The sequence below is a fragment of the Psychroflexus sp. S27 genome (assembly GCF_002810405.1).
GTDB classification, from domain to species: domain Bacteria; phylum Bacteroidota; class Bacteroidia; order Flavobacteriales; family Flavobacteriaceae; genus Psychroflexus; species Psychroflexus halocasei_A.
The window spans coordinates 79,578-100,056 of sequence record NZ_NEXQ01000023.1; the positions used below are offsets into that span (position 1 = coordinate 79,578).

23 protein-coding genes are annotated in these 20,479 nt (G+C 34.1%); 14 read left to right on the forward strand and 9 right to left on the reverse strand.

The window, feature by feature from the left end:
* Positions 1-50 precede the first annotated feature (50 nt).
* Genes CAP47_RS06735 through CAP47_RS06745 form a run of 3 tightly spaced genes read left to right on the forward strand, consistent with a single transcriptional unit; the run spans position 51 to position 2,491 of the window.
* A complete protein-coding gene (locus tag CAP47_RS06735) occupies positions 51-773 on the forward strand; it encodes a polyprenol monophosphomannose synthase (RefSeq protein WP_100775942.1) in 723 nt (240 codons plus the stop codon).
* The gene (locus CAP47_RS06740; protein ID WP_100775943.1) at positions 774-2,111 is read left to right on the forward strand and encodes a dihydroorotase; all 1,338 of its coding nucleotides are present in this window, start codon (positions 774-776) and stop codon (positions 2,109-2,111) included.
* A complete protein-coding gene (locus CAP47_RS06745; protein WP_100775944.1) occupies positions 2,108-2,491 on the forward strand; it encodes a DUF4296 domain-containing protein in 384 nt (127 codons plus the stop codon). The genes CAP47_RS06740 and CAP47_RS06745 overlap by 4 nt, the downstream gene beginning before the upstream one ends.
* Before the next feature lie 7 nt (positions 2,492-2,498).
* Here CAP47_RS06745 and CAP47_RS06750 read toward each other — a convergent pair whose 3' ends face one another.
* Positions 2,499-3,512, reverse strand: a complete 1,014-nt coding sequence (locus CAP47_RS06750) for an NAD-dependent epimerase/dehydratase family protein (protein ID WP_100775945.1) — start codon at positions 3,510-3,512, stop codon at positions 2,499-2,501.
* A 68-nt stretch (positions 3,513-3,580) separates the two neighbouring features.
* Here CAP47_RS06750 and tyrS point away from each other — a divergent pair, with 68 nt between their 5' ends.
* Positions 3,581-4,876, forward strand: coding sequence for a tyrosine--tRNA ligase (gene tyrS / locus CAP47_RS06755; RefSeq protein WP_100775946.1), 1,296 nt, complete (start codon positions 3,581-3,583; stop codon positions 4,874-4,876).
* A 149-nt stretch (positions 4,877-5,025) separates the two neighbouring features.
* Here the strand turns inward: tyrS and CAP47_RS06760 are convergent, their stop codons facing one another.
* Positions 5,026-6,006 carry an acyl transferase gene (locus CAP47_RS06760; RefSeq protein WP_100776102.1) on the reverse strand — a complete coding sequence of 327 codons (981 nt, stop codon included), beginning with the start codon at positions 6,004-6,006 and terminating at the stop codon, positions 5,026-5,028.
* Positions 6,007-6,075: 69 nt separating this feature from the next.
* Positions 6,076-7,731, reverse strand: coding sequence for a T9SS type A sorting domain-containing protein (locus tag CAP47_RS06765; RefSeq protein WP_100775947.1), 1,656 nt, complete (start codon positions 7,729-7,731; stop codon positions 6,076-6,078).
* Between the two features lie 344 nt (positions 7,732-8,075).
* Here CAP47_RS06765 and CAP47_RS06770 point away from each other — a divergent pair, with 344 nt between their 5' ends.
* Together CAP47_RS06770 and CAP47_RS06775 are read left to right on the forward strand one after the other, a co-directional pair.
* A complete protein-coding gene (locus CAP47_RS06770; RefSeq protein ID WP_100775948.1) occupies positions 8,076-8,762 on the forward strand; it encodes a response regulator transcription factor in 687 nt (228 codons plus the stop codon).
* Positions 8,762-9,808 (forward strand): sensor histidine kinase, encoded by a 1,047-nt coding sequence (locus CAP47_RS06775; protein ID WP_100775949.1) that lies wholly within the window; start codon positions 8,762-8,764, stop codon positions 9,806-9,808. Before CAP47_RS06770 ends, CAP47_RS06775 begins: the two co-directional genes overlap by 1 nt.
* On the opposite strand, the gene CAP47_RS06780 is transcribed toward CAP47_RS06775, so the two are convergent.
* Positions 9,780-10,838: a glycosyltransferase gene (locus tag CAP47_RS06780; RefSeq protein ID WP_100775950.1), complete on the reverse strand. Its 1,059-nt coding sequence runs from the start codon at positions 10,836-10,838 to the stop codon at positions 9,780-9,782. The genes CAP47_RS06775 and CAP47_RS06780 overlap by 29 nt on opposite strands.
* Before the next feature lie 60 nt (positions 10,839-10,898).
* On the opposite strand from CAP47_RS06780, the gene trmB reads away from it, so the two are divergent.
* The 7 genes from trmB to CAP47_RS06815 all read left to right on the forward strand — a co-directional run bounded on the left by trmB (position 10,899) and on the right by CAP47_RS06815 (position 15,480).
* Positions 10,899-11,576 (forward strand): tRNA (guanosine(46)-N7)-methyltransferase TrmB, encoded by a 678-nt coding sequence (trmB, locus tag CAP47_RS06785; protein ID WP_100775951.1) that lies wholly within the window; start codon positions 10,899-10,901, stop codon positions 11,574-11,576.
* A 1-nt stretch (position 11,577) separates the two neighbouring features.
* Positions 11,578-12,207 (forward strand): LysE family translocator, encoded by a 630-nt coding sequence (locus CAP47_RS06790; RefSeq protein ID WP_100775952.1) that lies wholly within the window; start codon positions 11,578-11,580, stop codon positions 12,205-12,207.
* A complete protein-coding gene (locus tag CAP47_RS06795) occupies positions 12,204-12,536 on the forward strand; it encodes an MGMT family protein (protein ID WP_100775953.1) in 333 nt (110 codons plus the stop codon). Before CAP47_RS06790 ends, CAP47_RS06795 begins: the two co-directional genes overlap by 4 nt.
* 83 nt (positions 12,537-12,619) lie before the next feature.
* Positions 12,620-13,762: an Mrp/NBP35 family ATP-binding protein gene (locus tag CAP47_RS06800; RefSeq protein WP_100776103.1), complete on the forward strand. Its 1,143-nt coding sequence runs from the start codon at positions 12,620-12,622 to the stop codon at positions 13,760-13,762.
* 4 nt (positions 13,763-13,766) lie between these two features.
* Positions 13,767-14,009 (forward strand): NifU family protein, encoded by a 243-nt coding sequence (locus CAP47_RS06805; protein WP_100775954.1) that lies wholly within the window; start codon positions 13,767-13,769, stop codon positions 14,007-14,009.
* A gap of 79 nt (positions 14,010-14,088) precedes the next feature.
* Positions 14,089-15,150, forward strand: a complete 1,062-nt coding sequence (locus CAP47_RS06810; protein ID WP_100776104.1) for an NAD(P)/FAD-dependent oxidoreductase — start codon at positions 14,089-14,091, stop codon at positions 15,148-15,150.
* A 3-nt stretch (positions 15,151-15,153) separates the two neighbouring features.
* Positions 15,154-15,480, forward strand: coding sequence for a 2Fe-2S iron-sulfur cluster-binding protein (locus tag CAP47_RS06815; protein WP_093245016.1), 327 nt, complete (start codon positions 15,154-15,156; stop codon positions 15,478-15,480).
* 54 nt (positions 15,481-15,534) lie between these two features.
* Here the strand turns inward: CAP47_RS06815 and CAP47_RS06820 are convergent, their stop codons facing one another.
* The 5 genes from CAP47_RS06820 to CAP47_RS06840 all read right to left on the reverse strand — a co-directional run bounded on the left by CAP47_RS06820 (position 15,535) and on the right by CAP47_RS06840 (position 19,327).
* Positions 15,535-16,146, reverse strand: a complete 612-nt coding sequence (locus CAP47_RS06820; RefSeq protein WP_093245021.1) for a DUF3050 domain-containing protein — start codon at positions 16,144-16,146, stop codon at positions 15,535-15,537.
* 62 nt (positions 16,147-16,208) lie between these two features.
* Positions 16,209-17,387, reverse strand: a complete 1,179-nt coding sequence (locus CAP47_RS06825) for an acyl-CoA dehydrogenase family protein (RefSeq protein WP_093245025.1) — start codon at positions 17,385-17,387, stop codon at positions 16,209-16,211.
* A gap of 116 nt (positions 17,388-17,503) precedes the next feature.
* Positions 17,504-18,223, reverse strand: a complete 720-nt coding sequence (locus tag CAP47_RS06830; protein WP_234953142.1) for a tRNA1(Val) (adenine(37)-N6)-methyltransferase — start codon at positions 18,221-18,223, stop codon at positions 17,504-17,506.
* A gap of 14 nt (positions 18,224-18,237) precedes the next feature.
* The gene (rimM, locus tag CAP47_RS06835; RefSeq protein WP_093245030.1) at positions 18,238-18,762 is read right to left on the reverse strand and encodes a ribosome maturation factor RimM; all 525 of its coding nucleotides are present in this window, start codon (positions 18,760-18,762) and stop codon (positions 18,238-18,240) included.
* 10 nt (positions 18,763-18,772) lie between these two features.
* Entirely contained in the window at positions 18,773-19,327 is a 555-nt protein-coding gene (locus CAP47_RS06840; protein WP_093245035.1) for a 30S ribosomal protein S16, read from the reverse strand.
* 127 nt (positions 19,328-19,454) lie between these two features.
* On the opposite strand from CAP47_RS06840, the gene CAP47_RS06845 reads away from it, so the two are divergent.
* Positions 19,455-20,258: a DUF6252 family protein gene (locus CAP47_RS06845; RefSeq protein WP_100775955.1), complete on the forward strand. Its 804-nt coding sequence runs from the start codon at positions 19,455-19,457 to the stop codon at positions 20,256-20,258.
* Positions 20,259-20,479: the final 221 nt, after the last annotated feature.

Genomic DNA, 20,479 nt, shown 5'->3' on the forward strand with positions numbered 1-20,479 from the left:
ATCCATGGACATAAAATATTTACCTTTGCGGCACAAACTTTAGCAAATCAATGAACAAACGATTGGTGATCATACCAACTTACAACGAATGCGAAAACATCACAGATATCATTGATGCTGTTTTTTCGCTTCCACTTGATTTCCATCTTCTTGTTGTTGATGATAATTCTCCAGACAGAACTCCCCAATTGGTCAAAGATTTACAGAAAACTTACCCTAATCTTTTTCTTGAAGTCAGACATAAAAAAAATGGTTTGGGAACGGCTTACATTCATGGTTTTAAATGGGCTTTGGAAGAAGGTTACGAAAAGGTTTTTCAGATGGATGCCGATTTTTCTCATAATCCTAAAGATTTGGTTGAAATGGATAAAGCATTTCTAACCGATGGCGCAGATGTTGTGATAGGATCTAGGTATTTGACAGGTGTAAATGTTGTTAACTGGCCGATGAAAAGGGTTTTGATGTCTTGGGGCGCCTCAAAGTATGTAAAGTTGATCACAGGTTTAGAAATAGAAGATACCACGGCGGGTTTTGTAGCTTACAGAAAAGAAGTTCTTGAGAAAATTGACTTGAATTGCATAAAGTTTATAGGTTATGCTTTTCAAATAGAAATGAAGTATAAAGCTTATCATTTAGGTTTTAATGTCAAAGAAATTCCGATTATCTTTACCGACAGAACTCGTGGAAAATCTAAAATGAGTAGCAAAATAATAACAGAAGCTGTATTTGGTGTAATCCGTATGCGCTTCCGTAAAATGATAGGTAAATTGTAGATGGTATATTTAATTAAACATGCGAAGATTGTTAATGAAGGAAAGATAACTGAAGGTGACGTTCTGATTGAAGATCATATCATTAAAGAAATCAATTCTTCTATAAGTGTTAAATCAAGCGAAACAAAAGTGATTGATGCTGAGGGAAACTATTTAATCCCTGGTATGATTGACGATCAGGTTCATTTTAGAGAACCAGGATTAACACATAAAGAAACAATTTTGACAGGTTCGAAGGCTGCTGTTTCTGGCGGAATCACATCTTTTTTTGAAATGCCGAACACGAATCCGCAAACAACAACGCAAGAGAAATTTCAAGAGAAAATAGAACTAGCTCAAAAAGGAAGTTTTGCTAATTATGCTTTCATGTTTGGTGGAACGAATGATAATTTAGAGGAGATTAAAAAGATAGATCCTCAAACAACGCCTGCACTGAAGCTTTTTTTGGGTTCTTCTACAGGAAATATGTTGGTTGATGATGAAAAGGTTTTAAAAGAAATTTTTGAAAATTCTCCGATTATTATTTCTGCACATTGTGAAGATGAAGCAACGATTAAAGCAAATTTAGAAAAAGCAATTGAAGGATTTGGTGAAGATATCCCGATTAGTCAACATCCGGAAATTAGAAGTGCTGAAGCTTGTTATTTATCTTCTTCAAAAGCGATAAAACTGGCAGAGGAAACAGGGGCTCGATTGCATGTTTTCCATTTGTCAACAGCAAAAGAAATGCGTTTGTTTAACGGAAAGAAAAAATTAGAAAATAAAAAGATTACAGCTGAGGTTTGTGTGCATCACCTATGGTTTTCAGATGAAGATTATGAAGAAAAAGGGACATTCATCAAATGGAATCCAGCGGTTAAATCAACCAAAGATCGTCAAGCTTTATTAGATGCTTTAAAAAGTAATAAAATTGATGTCATCGCAACAGATCATGCGCCTCATACACTTGAAGAGAAAGAGAACTCTTACACAAAAGCACCAAGTGGAGGACCTTTGGTTCAACATGCTTTACCAGCACTTTTTGAATATTACCACCAAGGTGTTTTAAGTTTGGAGCAAATTGTTCAAAAAACATCGCATAATCCAGCAAAACTTTTTGATGTTGAAAAAAGAGGATTTATAAAAGAAGGCTATTTTGCTGATCTTGTTTTGGTAAATCTTAATTCCCCTTGGACAGTCAATCAATCTAATATTTTTTATAAATGTGGTTGGTCACCATTTTTTGGAAATACCTTTAAATCGAGAATTACGCATACTTTTGTTAACGGACATCTTGTTTATAACAACTTTAAGTTTAGTGAAGAAATGCCGGGACAGCCATTAAAATTTGACAGATGATAAAACGTCTTAGTTATATTTTTTTTATTCTAACCATGATGGTTTCATGTCAGGAAACTTATGAGGTATCTAAACCTGATCAATTGATTGGTAAAGAGAAAATGGTTGAGATTGTCACTGATATGATGATTCTTGATGCTGCAGGTAATGTTTCTGATATTCCTTTGAAAAAAAACAACATTAGCTCTTATCAATTAATTTCTAAAAAATATGGAATTGATAGTATTCAGTTGAAGCAAAATCTGAATTATTACAATACTCAATTTGATGAAAATTTAGAAATTTACAAGGAGGTGAAAGCAAATGTGGAAGCTAAGAGAAGCGCCTTAGATGAGCCGAAAGAAGATTCAGACTCAACCTCAGTAAAAACAATTAAGTAAAACAACTTTAAGATTCTTCTTCTTTATCGTGATATGCGATAAGTTTGATACTGTCTTCTATTGATTTGAATTCAAAATTTAATAACTCTTTGATTTTTGAATTATCGTAAATTAATTTAGAATTCAGATTTTGTATTAAATTTAAGTTGATTTGTTTCTTGTAGCCAAACACAGAAATCATCGATTCTATCACCCAGAGAATATACATCAAAGTTTTGCTAAGTTTAATGCTCGGAGGTTTTGCACCATACGCATTAGCGATAAGCGTCATCACACGTTTAAAGTCTGTATTTTCGCTGACCAAGATAAAACGTTGTTGTTTAACCTCATGTTGTGTGAGTTGATACATGATTTCAACACAATCATAAACATCAACAAATCCCGTTTGTTTAGGAATATAAAAAGAGAAGCCAGCTTTAGCTTTTTTGAGAATTAATCCGCTGCCTGACGCTTCAAAACCATCACCAAGCACAACACCAGGGTTCACAATAACTGCATTTAAGCCTTCTTGCGTTGCTCTCCAAACTTCTCGCTCTGCACCATATTTTGCAATGGCATAAATGTTTGTTTTATCTTGTTCAGAGATCGTTATTTTTTCGGTGATTCGGTCAGAAATTTCATCAGGACTCAGTGTCGCAATTGAGCTGACGTGACAAAGTTTTTCAACTCCGTAATCCAAAGCAAAATTGACAATGTTTTTGGTGCCGTGAATATGCAGTTGTCGCATTTCTTTATAGTCAGATGGTGAATTGCTGACAAGGCCAGCGCAGTGATAAAGATGTTTGATTTTTGTTTTAAAAATTTCTTCTAATCTTGGAATATCTAAAATATCCGCTTTTTCCCATCTGATGTTTTCTGAAATTGATTTAGGTGTAATTTCGTCATACTTCAAAAGAATTTTAATACTGTGTTGTTTCTTTTGTTCACTTCTAAAAATAGCAATAGATCTTTCTTTTTGAAGAATTAATTTGGCCAGTAGATGCGTGCCTAAAAAACCTGTTGCGCCTGTCACTAAATTCATGTTGTAAATATACTCAGGATATAGGAAAAAAGAAACATTATAATATCTTTGTACCAAATTATTAAAAGATGAAAAAGGATTTTGTAAAAGAGGTCACCTGGAGAGGAATGGTACACGATGTCATGCCAGGCACACAAGAGCATTTGAATGAAGAGGTAAGAGCTGCATACGTTGGTATTGACCCCACTGCGGATTCACTTCATGTTGGGCATTTGGTTGGTGTGATGTTGTTAAAACATTTTCAGTTGTCAGGTCATAAACCTGTTGCTTTAATTGGTGGTGCAACTGGAATGATAGGTGATCCGTCTGGGAAATCAGATGAAAGAAATCTACTAGATGAAGAAACGCTTGCAAAAAACCAAGCAGGCATTAAAAAACAATTATCTAAGTTTTTAGATTTTGAAAGTGATGCTGAAAATGCTGCAATTTTGGTTAATAATTATGACTGGATGAAAGAATTTAGTTTCATTGATTTTATTCGTGATGTTGGAAAACACATGACTGTCAATTATATGATGTCTAAAGACTCTGTCAAGAAAAGATTAGATGCATCATCTCAAGTCGGTCTGAGTTTTACTGAATTTACTTATCAATTGGTTCAAGGCTATGATTTTTTACATTTATTTCGCCATCATTCATGCAGTTTGCAAATGGGTGGTAGTGACCAGTGGGGAAATATCACAACCGGAACTGAGCTGATAAGAAGAGTTGACCAAGAAAAAGGTTATGCCTTGACTTGTCCTTTAATCACAAAAGCTGATGGAGCTAAATTCGGAAAAACAGCCTCTGGTAATATCTGGTTAGATCCTGAAAAAACATCTCCTTTTAAATTTTACCAATTCTGGTTAAATACAAGTGATGATGATGCAGAAAAGTTTATCAAGATTTTTACTTTTAGAGATCAAGAAGAGATTGAAGGCTTAATTGAAAAGCATAAAGCAGAACCTCACTTGAGAACTTTACAAAAAGTATTGGCTGAAGATTTAACAATCACGGTTCACAGTGAAGTTGAATTAGAAAAAGCCAAAAAGGCAACGCAAGTTCTTTTTGGTAAATCAACTTTTGATGATTTAGCGTCTATTGATGAAAAAACATTTTTAGATATCTTCGATGGTGTGCCTCAGGCTGAAATCTCTACTGATTTAATTCAGGGCTTAGATATTGTTGAAGCATTGACAACGCATTCTGATTTTTTAAAGTCAAAAGGCGAAGCAAGAAGAGCATTAAAGCAAAATTCTATTTCAATCAATAAAGAGAAGGTCAAAGAAGATCACGTTTTGTCATCGAAAGATTTAATTAACGGAAAATACGTTCTGGTAAGTAAAGGAAAGAAACAAAATTTCTTATTGGTTGTGAAGTCTTGAGTTATAAAAGTAGTAAAGCCTCGAAAAATTCGAGGCTTTACCTTAACTAACCAATCTATTATGAAAAAACTTCATCCTAGTACAAACATAGTTTAAATATCCATTTGCACAAAAAAATAATCGACAAAATTTGGATTATTTTATGAATACTATAACGCCATTAAATTGCAGCCTCTGATATCACTGTTGTCAAACCTTCCGATGACTTCAAATTTTTTATCAGAAATTTTTCTACCTAAATCTTGTGTTGCAATAAAGCTACAAGAATTCAAATTGGCTAAGTCAATAATGTTTAGACCACCGTTTTTATTATTTTCTAAAAGCGTCAGTGGATCTTCGGTATCGCGCACAATAACATCCATGTGTTCTGGTAAATCAAATACGCCGTGACCTTTACTATAAGCTTGTGACAAAAGTTCTGTCATGCCGTACTCACTGTGAATTTCTGTTAGATTAAAACTCTTTTTTAAGATGTCATGAACTTCTTCTCGTATCATTTCTTTTCGTCTGCCTTTCATGCCGCCTGTTTCCATGACAATAATGTTCTGAAGATCAACACTGTAATTTTCAGCAAGGTCTAGCAAAGCAAAAGTAACACCGATTAATAAAACTTTCTTTTTCTTGATTTCGGGGTTTTCTAAAGTTTTGACGAGTTCATCTAAGTTGTTTAGATAAAAGCCACTCTCGTTAGATTTATTTCTTTTAATAAAGTCATTTGCCATGTGAACCAAAGAAGAGTTATCTCTTTCTAAGTAAGAAGGTAATAAAGCTAAAACGGTGAAATCTTCAACTGAACCGTAAAATTTCTCAAAAGTGTGAAGACAGCTTTTTTCATATAATGCTATATCTGCAACATGATGAATACTTCTTTGCTGACCAGTTGTACCGCTACTCATAAATTGAATGTCAGCATCACAGTTTTTGTTTAAAACTTTATGAGATTTGAAAAACTCAATAGGCAAAAAAGGAATTTCTGATATTTCTTTTACCTCATCCGGATTGACCTCAAGCAAATCGCAATATTTCTGGTATACTAAAGTATGCTCATATTGGTATCGAAAAACTTTTAAACAAGTTTTGATAAAATCTTCCTCAGATTGAATATTAAAGATTTCTTCTTCAAGTTTCATAAAAATTGTTTCAGACAAAAAAAGCACCTCAACAGAGGTGCTTTTGCAAATATATTTATTTTAAATTGATTATCTAACAATCAATTTCTTTGTAATGCTATTTGACTCTTGAGTGATTTTAACTAAGTAAACTCCAGATTTTAAAGCTGAAATGTTCAAGCTTTCGTTAGAGTTCATTTCTTGAGAAATAACTGCTTTACCTAAAATATCATAAACTTCAACAGTAAAATCATCTGAATTTGAAGTGTTGATGTTTACATAAGTTCCTTGAGTAGGGTTAGGATAAACGCTAAATTCAGTAGCGTCAAAAGATGTGTTTCCTAAAGTTGCATTGAAATCATCTAAGCTTCTTGGGAATAACTGACCATCTCCTCCAAATTCAGAAACAATACCTACAACATTGTTTAATTGAGTTGATGGAATTACTTCACCAATAAAATCAGCATTTTGAAATTGAGTTCTAAGAATAGTTGAGTTTGATCCATCGGTTAAAGTGTAGTTAGTTCCTGCAGCGAACATTGCAGTACCATCACCTTCAGTAATTGTTACATTTTCAATAGCAACAACTTCAGATTCGTAGTCATTAAAGTTTGTAAGCAACTCATTAATTGTGATGATTTGTGGTACAATTTCGTTGTTGTTAGAAGTTGCGACACCTGGATCTTCACTTGGGATAAATTGCATGATACCGTTGTATTCAGAAACAGAACCTGTCATGCCAGTGATACCATCTCCAATGTTATAAGATGTTGTGATATTTCCATCAAAGTCATCGATTAAGATTGCACCAGTGGCATCTTCAATATACTTCTGACCTCTAAAGTTTTGTTGGAAAGTCAATATAGCCTCGCTTGTTAATGTGAATATGCTTCCATCTTGAGCGCTAGCTCTTAAAGCTGCGATATCAGAAACAGTACTTGTAGAAACAATATTAAAGTTGACTTCAGCAGCTACAGCAGGAGATAAAGGTTGGTCGCTTTGATCAAGCAATTCCATGCTAATACTGTGAGCACCTTCACTTAAACCAACTAGACTAATAGGAGTTGAATCATATTGAGCAATTGGTGTACCGCCATCAACAGTGTAAGAGATATAGCCGTCACCAGTTCCATTTCCTAAAGCGAAATTTTGTACGCTAAACTCAACGCTGACATCACCAGAAGCAAAGTTTTGACCTTCAGTAGGTGTTAAAATTGCTAATGCAGGACCAGAAACTTCTTCAACTTTAAAGTTATCAATGTAAAATAACGAACCATCAACCCAATCTGCAACAAGATCATAAAAACGAATACCAAATTCTTGAGAACCATCTGCTGTTGGCGTGTATTCAAAAGAAATTGTTTGCCATTGGTTTAAAACAGCAGGATCAGAATATTGGCTTGGTTCATAACCAGTAGCGTTAAAGACTCTAACTCTAGCTTGGTTGTTAGTTGCGTAAACATCAAGGCTTACTATATAAGTTGTTCCGCTAACTAAACTCACTGACTGTCTGATATCAGTATTGCCTTGATCCTGAGTAAGTAAATTAACACTTGCAGATGAGTTACCTTCAGAAACAAAAGCTGCATCAGTGTTTTGTGTCAAGTCAGTTGTTGAAAAATCAATCACCGGCCATCCGTCAGGTGCACCTGATGTCCAATCTTCAAAGCTACCGTTGGTTGCCAAGTTTTGACCAACCATCGCAAAGCTAAAAAGCATAGCAAATAATAAAGTAATTTTTTTCATAATGTTTGTTTTTAATTTTCGCTTCAAATATAGGCTTTTTTAAGCTATTTGTCATTCATAAGTTAATAGACTTAACGATTTGATGATATAAGTCATGATTATCATTTTTAAAATATGGATTTGATAAAGGAAAAATTAATAGTATTTTTATTTGATAATAAAAACTAAAAGAGTTAATGAACATTATCAATTATTGAAAATGCAAACTGCTCTTTTTGGTATAATATTTTTTAGTTATTAAAGGTTAACTAAAGTTTACTAAAAAACTCCTTATCATAATTATTTATTAATTTAGGTGTCTGATATATTTGTCTAAATTTGTATCAGAAATATTTAAAATCTTTATGGAAAAATCAGAGATTACAATTTTAATTGCAGACGACGATCCAGATATTTTAGAAATATTAAGTTATAATCTAAAACAAGAAGGTTATAAGGTGATAAAAGCTGAAAATGGTGTCAAGGCTGTTAAAAAAGCCAAAAAGAAAAAACCTGAACTCATCATCTTAGATGTAATGATGCCTGAAATGGATGGTATTGAAGCTTGTGAGATTATACGTAATACAAAAGGTCTGCAAAATACAGTAATCACTTTTTTGACAGCACGCGCTGAGGATTATTCTCACGTTGCAGGTTACGATGCTGGAGCTGATGACTATATTACCAAGCCTATTAAACCTAAAGTATTGATGAGCAAAATCAAAGCTTTGCTGCGTCGTTTTAGAACTGAAGAACCTGAAGAATTAAATATTTACAGCGTTGGCGATATGACTGTTAATCGAGATGAATATAAAGTCACTAAAGCTGACCAAGAATTTTCGCTTCCGCGTAAAGAATTTGAACTTCTCGCTTTGTTATCTTCTCAACCCGAAAAAGTTTTCAAACGTGAAGATATTCTCAATACAGTTTGGGGTGATGAGGTGATTGTTGGTGGTCGCACAATTGATGTTCATATCAGAAAACTTCGTGAGAAAATAGGAAATGACAGGTTCAAAACCGTAAAAGGTGTTGGTTATAAATTCGTTGTTTAATGTCTATTAAATATAAGCGTTCATACAAGTTTGCCTTTTTTACTTCAACTTATATCACATTATTTCTGAGTTTACTCATTCTGATTTATCAGTATTATTTTTTTGAAGTCTTGTGGCTTTCCATATTGATTTTCGCACTGCTTTGTTATGTTTTCTCTTTTTTTATTATCCAATTAAGGATAGAATATTTTATATATAAACGTGTAAAATCTGTTTATGATAGTGTCGCCTTATTAGATGCTGAGTCTATAAACCCTCAGCGATTAACTTCGGATATGAAAACTTTAACAGCTGAAGTTGAGCGATTTGCAAAACATAAAAGATTAGAAATCGAAACCTTAAAAGGTCGTGACAGCTACCGAAAAGAATTTATGGGTAATGTAGCGCACGAACTCAAAACGCCTTTGTTTACAGTGCAAGGTTATATTTTGACTTTGTTAGATGGCGCTTCTAACGATGAAAAAGTTAGGGATAAATATTTGGCGAGAGCCAGTAAAGGCGTTGATCGCTTGATATACATCGTGAAAGATCTTGACATGATTACCAAATTAGAAACGGGTGATCTTAATCTATTTCAAGAAAAATTTGATATCAACGAACTTCTTGATGGCGTGCATGATTTGTTAGAAATGAAAGCTGCTAAAAAAGAAATCAGCATTGATATTGAATCTATTACAAAACCTATTTTTGTTAAAGCTGATAAAGAACGGATGCAGCAGGTTTTAGCAAATTTAGTAGTTAACTCAATTAAGTATGGTAAAAAGGGAGGGATTGTTAAAATGGTCGTTGAAGACATTTCTTCTCATAAAATAAAAGTAAGCGTTAGCGACAATGGAGAAGGTGTTAAGGCTCAAAATATTCCTCGACTTTTTGAACGCTTTTACAGAGTTGACAAAAGTGGATCACGTAAAGAAGGCGGTTCAGGTTTAGGACTGTCAATCGTTAAACACATTGTTGAAGCGCATCAAGAAAAAGTAAAAGTCGATAGTGAATATGGTGTTGGTAGTGAATTCTCATTTACTTTAACGAAATATCAGGAAGAATGAGTTTAGTATCTTCAGAATTCAATTTTTGAAATCCAGTATATTTTTGATCCATACTCATAAAATCTGTGGCTTCAATGTCTTTTTGATTTTTGTAATCAAAGATTCCTTTCTTTTTAAGATATTTAGCTAAATAAATTTGCTCTGGCTGCTCAGGTGTCGGAATCAAAATTCCTTTTTTATGAAGATGCGTTAAATCCATCAAACTTGAATAACCTGATCTACATATAATATAAGACGAAGCATTAAGTGCGTTAGAAAGTTCTTGACTTGTCATATAGTTAATATAAGTCAGTTGATGATATTTATAGGTTTTCTGTTCATTTTCAAAGCGCCCTCCAATCATAATTGATTTTTCTTTTTTACTCTTAAAAATAGCAATCAATTTTTCTTCTAATAAACCGCGCTGAGGTTCTGGACCAGACAACAAAATGCAAAACTCATAAGTTGAAGGCGTTTCCTTTTTTTCTAAAGCAGAACATAAGCCGATATAATATGTTTTATGTTCAGCTTTTTTCCATTGAGATAGTCGGCCGCTCAGTTTATTTCCCCCTCGCTGATCAGGAACCCAAATTTGATCAAATTTGTTCAGAAAAGACCTGTAAACAACATGAGGAAGCCAAGCTGAAAAATGATGTTTTAGGTTGAGTTGATGTGAGATAATGACAGATTTTATAGTTTTGTTTCTAACGCCTAAGCGGTTATCAGAAATAATAAAATCAATTTTTTCAGCATCACATATTTCATTAGTTATCCTTTTTTCTCTTTTAATACCGAGAAGCATTTTAAAACTTGCTTTAAATAAACGGAATTTCATGTTGGTTTTGCCTGCACCATAAATAATTTCAGAAGATTGAAATCGATAGCTTTTTAATTCAGTAAACTCTTTATTTAACAAGTCTAAAGCTTTGCCATCACTAGCAATGACAATGTGATGACCTTCAGAAATTAGTTTTCTAATAATCGGAATGCAGCGCGTCGCGTGACCCAAACCCCAATGAAGTGGTGCAACAAGAATATTTAATTTTCGCATCAATTTTTATTTCAGTTTGAGCACAACCTTTAAATCCTTAATTTTACAAAAAATTTAATTGTGGGGAGTAAAAATAAATTAAAACGTTTTAAAGAAAACGAAACATTTGAAAATGTTATACAGCCAACGCGTGAAGAAGTTGTTGAAGAAAAAATGAAATATAGAGGTCAGTGGGCTTCATCTTTTTTTAATAATGAAAACCCAATCGTATTAGAGCTTGGTTGCGGTAAAGGCGAATATACAGTTGAGTTGGCAAAGCAAAATCCTGACAAAAATTTTATTGGCATAGACATTAAAGGCGCACGTTTTTGGCGAGGTGCTAAAACTGCCACTGAAGAAAATCTTGATAATGTTTGTTTTATCAGAACACAAATAGAGCTTGTCCATCATATTTTTGAGGAAAATGAAATCAGCGAAATCTGGATTACCTTTCCTGACCCCCAAATTAAGTGGAAAAGAACGAAGCATAGAATGACTAATCCTAGTTTTTTAGAAAAATATAAACACATTCTAAAGCCTGACGGAATCATGCATCTCAAGACAGATAGTGAATTTATGCATGGTTATACATTAGGAGTTTTAGAAGGTTTATCTTACAATGTTATGTATGCACATCATGATATTTACGTCAATCATGATGCGCCAAAAGAAGTTATTGGAATTCAGACTTTTTACGAATCGCAATACTTGAAAGAAAACAAAGCGATTACATATTTAAAATTTAATTTTAATTCATAATTTGGTAGAACTACAAGTCTATATACTCACTTACCTCGCAGCCTTTGCAGGAGTTGTTCCGCCTGGTCTTATCAATATGTCTGTGGCAAAAGCCTGCCTGAATCGTGGCAAAAAAGCAGCTTTAATGATGGCGATTGGTGCCAGTATTGTTGTGTTGCTTCAAGCGACGGTTTCAGTTCTTTTATCATCTTATATTTTTGATCACCCTTTTGTGAAAGGGATGCTTTTAAGAACAGGTTTAGTGATATTAATTTTGATGATGCTTTACTTCTTATTAACAGCTCAGCATAGTAAGTCTAAAGATGAAATCAGTAAATCAAAATCCTCCCGTAGTTTTTTGAATGGTTTGTTAATCGCAGTTTTAAATGTTTTCCCTATTCCTTATTTTGTTGTGTTATCAACAGTTTTTGGTTCAGAATTCGACTTTGAATTTACGACCTTAAATATTATTCTTTTTGCTTTAAGTGCAGCTTTGGGAACCTTTACAACACTTTACGCTTATATTGTTTTCTTTATAAAAATTGAGGATAAAACCACTAGATTTAAAAAATACTCAAACTATTTCATGGCAGCTTTAATGCTGATTTTAGCATGCGTTACTGTCTGGAGAATTTATTATAAAGGCGGATGAAAAAAACAGAAGATTTTTACGAAAAGGTTTACGAAGTTGTTCGTCAAATTCCTGATGGAAAAGTCACCAGTTACGGAGCAATTGCAAAAGCAATAGGAGCTCCTAAAAGTGCAAGAACTGTTGGTTATGCGATGAATAATTCATTGAAAAATGATGCTGGATTACCAGCGCATCGTGTGGTGAATCGAAATGGCGTTTTAACAGGGAAGCATCATTTTAATGAAATTGATATGATGCAAAAACGACTTGAAGCTGAAGGTCATGTTGTTGAAAATGATCAGATTAAGAGTTTTCAAGAAGTTTTTTGGGATCCGTTCGAACTCTATTAAAATCAAGATAAAAGAGTCTTTATTAAGCGCTTAAATCGTATATTTGCATTTAGATTAAATCTTAATAAATGTCACATAAGTTTATGAAGCTCAATAAAGAAGATATCAAAAAGGCATTGTCAACAATTAGCGTTGCTGGCGAAGGTCAGAACATGGTTGAAAGCGGTGCAGTTCAAAATATAGTCACTTTTGGTGATGAAGTTATCGTTGATCTCAAATTATCAACGCCAGCTTTAAATATTCGTAAGCGTGCCGAGGTTGATGTGATGAAAGTCATCCACGAAAAGGTTTATGAAAAAGCTAAAGTTGAAGTTAAAGTTTCAGTTGAAACATCTTCTTCACAAAAGAAAGAAACAAACGAGATCAAAGGAAAACCTATTCCAGGAATCAAAAATATAGTTGCCGTTGCATCTGGTAAAGGTGGCGTCGGAAAATCTACAATCACAGCTAATTTAGCTGTAAGTTTATCTAAACTTGGCTTTAAAGTTGGCTTGTTAGATGCTGACATTTATGGACCATCTGGGCCAATTATGTTTAATGTCGCTAATGAAAAACCTTTGTCAGTTAATGTTGGAGGAAAATCAAAAATGAAACCTATTCAAAGTTACGGTGTGAAAATGCTATCAATTGGCTTTTTTACTAAGCCAGATCAAGCAGTTATTTGGAGAGGACCAATGGCTGCAAAAGCATTGAACCAAATGATTTTTGATGCTGACTGGGGAGAGCTAGATTTCCTTTTAGTCGATCTACCTCCAGGAACTGGAGATATTCATTTATCTATCATGCAATCAATGCCAATTACAGGAGCTGTTGTTGTGAGTACGCCTCAAAACGTTGCTTTAGCTGATGCCAAAAAAGGTGTTGCAATGTTTAATCAAGAAAGTATCAATGTACCAGTTTTAGGTATTGTTGAAAATATGGCTTACTTCACTCCGGCTGAATTGCCTGATCATAAATATTACATCTTCGGTGAAAAAGGCGCAAGCTATCTGGCTAAAGATTTAGATGTACCATTTTTAGGAGAAATTCCTCTTGTACAAAGTCTTCGTGAATCTGGAGATATCGGAAGACCTGCTGCATTACAAGATGATACATTATTAAGTAATGCATTTTTAGAACTAACAAGAAATGTGGTACAGCAAGTTGTTGATCGTAATGAGAATTTACCTGAAACGGAAGCAATTCAAATCACAACGATGGCTGGCTGTAGCGCTGTAAATAAGTAGAATAATGACAGGACAAGAATTACGTGATAAAGTGCAAGTTGCACTTGAAGAAATCAGGCCATTTCTTAAAAATGACGGTGGTGATATCGAGCTGCTTGAAATCGAAGATGATAAGCATGTAAAAGTGAAATTGCTTGGCACTTGTATAGATTGCACAGTTAACCAAATGACATTGAAGTCTGGTGTTGAAATGACAATTAAAAAACACGTGCCGCAGATTGAATCTGTGACAAATGTGAAGGCTTAAAAATATTAAGCAAATTTGACAAAAGTCATTTGAATTCTTTTTAGGATCAATGACCTTTATATTTTCAAAGTACAAAAATATGATTGAAACAGATATTCTTATAATAGGTGCTGGACCAACAGGACTTTTTACAGTTTTTGAAGCAGGATTGTTGAAATTAAAATGTCATTTAATTGATGGGCTACCACAGCCTGGCGGACAACTTGCTGAACTCTATCCGAAAAAACCTATTTATGATATTCCAGGTTATCCAGAAGTTTTAGCTGGTGATTTGGTTGATAATCTAATGGAGCAAATCAAACCCTTTGAGCCTGGATTTACATTAGGGGAAAGAGCGCAGGATCTAGAAAAACTTGATGATGGAACTTTTATCGTTACGACAGATGAAGGCACAAAGCATCACGCTAAAGTTGTTGCAATTGCTGGTGGTTTGGGTAGCTTTGAGCCTCGAAAACCACCAATATCAAACCTAGCAGATTACGAAAAGAAAGGTGTTTCTTATATGGTAAAGAATCCTGAAGATTACCGTGAGCAATCTGTTGTCATTGCAGGTGGCGGTGATTCAGCTCTCGACTGGTCTATTTACCTTGCTGATATTGCTTCAAAAGTGACTTTGATTCATCGAAGAAATGAATTCAGAGGTGCTCTAGAATCTGTTGATCGTGTTAAAGAATTAAAAGATTTAGGTAAAATAAAACTAATCACTCCAGCTGAAGTTGTCGGTATAGAGGGTGAAAGCCAGCTTAAATCTTTAGTCATTAGAAAAAACAACAATCCTGAAGAGGATTTTAAAATAGAAACAGATCATTTTATTCCACTTTTTGGATTGTCTCCTAAATTAGGACCAATTTCAAAGTGGGGATTAGAGATTGAAAAAAATGCTATTAAAGTTGATAATTCATTAGATTACCAAACGAATGTTCCTGGTGTTTATGCCATTGGCGATGTGAATACATATCCAGGTAAACTCAAATTGATTTTGTGCGGTTTTCATGAAGCTACGATGATGTGCCAAAGTGCTTACCAGCGTATTTTTCCTGATAAACGTTACGTGATGAAATATACAACTGTTGGTGGTGTAACAGGTTTTGATGGGTCAAAAAAAGAAGCACCTAAAGCTGTGGTTAAAGCAATCGATTAATTTATGGATATCAAAATAACGATTACAGATCGTGAGGGAGAAACTCATGTCGTTGATGCGCCTACTGACATAGCGATGAATTTAATGGAAATCGTAAGATCATACGAATTGGCCCCAGAAGGAACAATTGGTATTTGTGGCGGAATGGCTATGTGTGCATCTTGTCAATGTTATATTAAGTCCGACACTGAGTTACCAGAAATGGAAATGGACGAAGAAGCCATGCTTGCTGAAGCTTTTCATGTAAAAGAAAATAGTAGGCTGGGGTGTCAGATTCCTATTACTGAAGATTTAGAAGGCCTAGTCGTAGAATTAGCACCTGAAGAATAATATATTTTTATAACATTTAAACACTGTTGTTGATTGAATAAATTGGCAGCAGTTCTATTTTGCAATACCTTTTTGTAACTGAATTGTTTTCAAAATCTGATTCCAAACTTTTTCCCTAAGCTGATAAAATGTTTTTAAATTTTCGATTAGTTTTTCACAATTTGTGTCCTGATAAACAATCATTTCTTTGAGTTCATTTTTTAGGTTTTGAGTTAGATGCTCATTCTTTATTTCTTTTTCAAAAAACATTTTCAAAATTTCAAAATTATGTTTTGGAAACTTTTGTTGTAAATATTTAATAGTATTTAAAGATAGATTTGCAATCACTTTTCTTTGACTGAAAACTGAAAAAACTAACTTATGATGCTTTTGACTTGAAGAAATTTTTGAATAATAAAAATCAAAAAAATCCAATTGAGCTTGAGATAGTTCAATATTTTTAATGTCATTAAATTTTATATCAAGATAATCAAACAAGGCGGTAATTTCAGGTGAAGAATTATCTTTGTTTGAATTCATCTTTTCTAAATAATAAATTTCAATTGCATAACTTTCCAAAAAGCAATTTAAATCCTGAGGACTTTCTATCAGTGGAAATAAAAAGTGATCTCTGGTTTCACTTTCATTTTGTCTCGATATTTCTTCTAAGTTCTTTATACAGCTCATATTAAATAATAAAAAAAGCGGCTTTGATTAAAACCGCTTTTGAAGTAAAAATTAATTTTTTTTTATTTAAAAGCAGGAATTCCTGTGACATCTGCACCTGTAATTAGTAGGTGGATGTCGTGTGTTCCTTCGTAAGTGATGACACTTTCTAAATTCATCATGTGTCGCATAATGCTATATTCGCCAGTAATTCCCATGCCACCAAGCATTTGTCTTGCTTCTCTAGCGATATTAATTGCCATGTCTACATTGTTACGTTTTGCCATAGATATTTGTGCTGTAGTCGCTTTGCCTTCGTTTTTAAGTTGACCTAAGCGTAAAGCAAGCAATTGTGCTTTTGTGATTTCAGTAATCATTTCAGCAAGTTTCTTTTGTTGTAGCTGAAAGCTTGCAATAGGTTTGTCAAATTGCATACGTTCTTTTGAATATCTTAAAGCCGTGTCGTAGCAATCCATCGCGGCACCAATTGCACCCCAAGCAATACCAAATCTTGCAGAATCTAAGCAAGAAAGTGGAGCGCCTAAACCACTTTTGCCAGTTAGTAAATTTTCTTTAGGAACTTTCACGTTGTCAAAAATAAGCTCACCTGTTGCTGATGCTCTTAGCGACCATTTGTTATGTGTTTCCGGTGTTGAAAATCCTTCCATGCCACGCTCTACAATTAATCCATGGATACGACCTTCTTCGTTTTTCGCCCAAACAACAGCGATATCACAAAAAGGAGCATTCGAAATCCACATTTTTGCACCATTGAGTAGGTAATGATTACCTTTATCTTTATAGTTTGATGTCATTCCGCTTGGGTTAGAACCGTGATCTGGTTCAGTTAAACCAAAAGCACCCATAAATTCTCCTGAAGCTAATTTTGGAAGAAATTTCTTTTTTTGTTCATCAGTTCCATAAGCGTAAATCGGGAACATCACGAGTGATGATTGTACAGATGCAGTTGATCTTACACCGCTATCACCACGCTCGATTTCTTGCATGATTAAGCCATAAGAAATTTGGTCTAAACCTGCGCCGCCATATTCTTCTGGAATGTACGGGCCAAAGGCACCGATCTCTGAAAGACCTTTGATAATTGATTTCGGGAATTCAGCTTTTTGTGCTGCTTCTTCAATAATCGGACTGACATCTCTTTTAACCCAATCACGGGCAGCTTGCCTGACAAGTCTGTGTTCTTCGGTTAATAAATCATCAATATTGTAATAATCTGGAGCTTGAAAAGTATCTTGTTTCATAATTTCTAATAAATTGACCCAAATTTAAGGAATATTCAGATCATCTTGACTTGACTTTTGTTATAATTTTAGAAAATTCTTAGTCAAAACAAGTTTGTTTTTTATAAGAAGCCAGTTTACATTTTGAGATAGAAATCTTTTACCAAATTGATGTATTCTTCAGTGTAATCATGTCTCGCATTTTCAATCACAAGTTCAGAGATTAGCGTTTCTGTTTTAGTAAACGTCAAATTGATCAAACTTCTTTTAATTTCAGTTTCTTTTCGTCCTTTTATATTTAAAATATCAGAAGGATAGAGTTGATATTTTTCAGCGATTTTAAGAAATTCATTTTCAGCTTGAGCAGGAATAATCACTGAGAAATTTCCTTTTTGAGATAGAAATTTTTTAACGCCAAATATCAATTCTTCAAAAGTTAAGGCATCTTGAAAACGTGCTTTTTCACGTGAAAGATCTAAATTTAAATTGTTTTGCTTTTTAAAGTAAGGTGGGTTAGAGACAATGAGATCGTAAGTTTCGTCGACCTCTTCAGTGAATTCTTGAAAACTAGCGTGATAACAGAACAGACGGTCGCTCCACGGACTTTCTTCAAAGTTGTGAACACATTCTTCAAAAGCGGAATCATCTAATTCAATCCCATCAATTTGTTCAGCATAACTGCGTTGTGCAAGCTGTAAAGCAATAATGCCTGTGCCGCTGCCAACATCCAAAATGCTTTTAGTATTGTCATTAATTTTTGCCCAAGCACCAAGTAAAACAGCATCAGTGCCAACCTTCATGGCAGCATGTTGATGATGGATAGTAAACTCTTTAAAACGAAATGGTTTCTCTGACAAAACTGAAGTTTGTTTTATAGGTATAAATCAAGAAGACCTTCAGGTAGATTAAAGTCGATGCGTTTATTATCTTTATCAATCTCTTTGATAAAAGCATCATTCACAGGTACTAAAATTTCTTTTCCGTCTTTATCAATTAAAAACAAAGCCTGTGGCGAGTTGCTGTCAATACCTTTTATTTTACCAAAAAAACCTTCTTGAGCATCGTGTGCTTCAAATCCGGCAACTTCATGAAAGTAAAATTGTGAATCATCGAGATCAGGAAGTTCAGAAAGTGGTAAGTAAACAGCCTTTTTTATCAAATCCAAAGCATCTGCTTCGTTGTCAACATCTTCAAGTTTAACGCGGAGAAGGTTTGTTTTCTGCAGATTAGATTTTATAATAAAAAAAGGAATCAGCTTGTCGTTAAAATCGACAAGAACTGATTCCAAGTTTGTGTAAGCTCCAGGCTCGTCCGTATCAAGTTTGATTTGAACTTCACCTTTGAAACTAAATTTACTGACAATTTCTCCAAGATAAAAACATTCATCTTTTGTCATCGCCAATTTTTTAAGCTTTGTCTTCTTCGTTAGACTCTTCAGCTTGCGCTTCTTCAGTTTTACCTTCAGCAGCCTCGGCAGCTTCAGCTTCTGCAGCAGCTTTCGCCTCATCATCAGCAGCTTTTGCTTCAGCCTCGCGCTTAGCGTTCACTTCTTTTTCAGCAGCTAATGCTTTTTCTTTAGCATCTTTCTCTTTCTGACGAGCGCTAGCGTTAGCAGAATCAACTTTTGAATTTTTTTCTTCTAACCAAGCTTCAAACTTTTTGTTTGCTTCTTCTTCAGTTAATGCGCCTTTATCAACTCCTGCAAGCAAGTGTTTCTTAAGCATCGCACCTTTGTAAGATAGAATTCTTTTTGCTGTATCAGTTGGTTGAGCACCTTTGCGTAACCACTTCACAGAAGCATCGACATCTAATTCTATCGTTGCTGGAATTGTTGTTGGATTGTAAATTCCTAATTTCTCAATGAATTTACCATCTCTTTTTTCACGACTATCTGTCGCAACTACCCAAAAAAACGGTTTTCCTTTTCTACCGTGTCTTTGTAATCTGATTTTTGTAGGCATAAAAAATTAAATTTTGAGGTTCTCGACCTCCGTTATTAATAATCGGCAAAGATAAGTTTTATTTTTCTAAAATTTTCAATTATGTATTCATAATTTTTATATTACATTTGTTAGCAAAATTTTAAGAATGAAGCGATTTACCCTAGTTTTTCTTATTGCCATCCTTACTTTAAGTTGTTCTGATACAATTACAAGAGATGAAACAGTGTTTCAAACAATGATTGATAATGACTTTTTTAGATCTCAAACAGGAGTAGCTTATCTAAACGATGAAGGACATTTGACTATTGAAAGTACAACGAATGAGAGTGTAAAATTAACCACCGAGTTTAGTCAACCAGGTATTTATACACTTGCACCAACGGGAGTTAATTCTGCAACCTATAAAACTTATTTAGGAGATGTTTATACCTCAAAACATTCAAATATTGACGGAGTTATAGAGATTTTACAAATTAATGAAGATGGTTACGATGGTAATTTTAACTTCAATGCTGTCAATGAAACTGGTGATACGATTGTTTTTCATAAAGGTGCTTTTTTTAATGTGCCATTAGGAAATCCTGGCGGAGGTGATATTGACGAGCCAGGCGATTTGCCTACAGAGTATATGTTAGCAACTATTGATGGAACTTTACTGGAAACTCAAGGCGTAACAAGATCAATTTCGGATGGTCGTATTTCTGTAACTGGTGATTTTGACGGAGCTGAAATTAATATTTCTTATCCAGAAACTCTCGAACCAGGAACTTACACCATCGCTGATCAAGCTGATTTAAGTATGGATTATACTGAAGGCGGAACACTTGATGCAGCAACTTCAGGTCAATTGACAATCAACGCTGCCGAAAACGGATTTTATTTAGGAACTTTTAATTTCACAACAGAGTCAGAACTTCTTATTGAGGCAGGCTCTTTTAATGTACAATAATATTTTGGGCGTTACCTTGCTTAAAAAAAAGCAAGGTCAGGCTTTCCGCTATATCTTTGCTTGAAAAAAGCAAAGGATGCCGCATCAATCCTTAACGCAAGTTGAGGATTTTTTTTGTATTCAAGTTTTGTCATAAAAACAGAAGTCAATTGAAGTTTCGTCTCGCGCTTTTTTATATCTCACTCAAATCATCATCAAATTTCTTTTTTCATTAGTAAAGG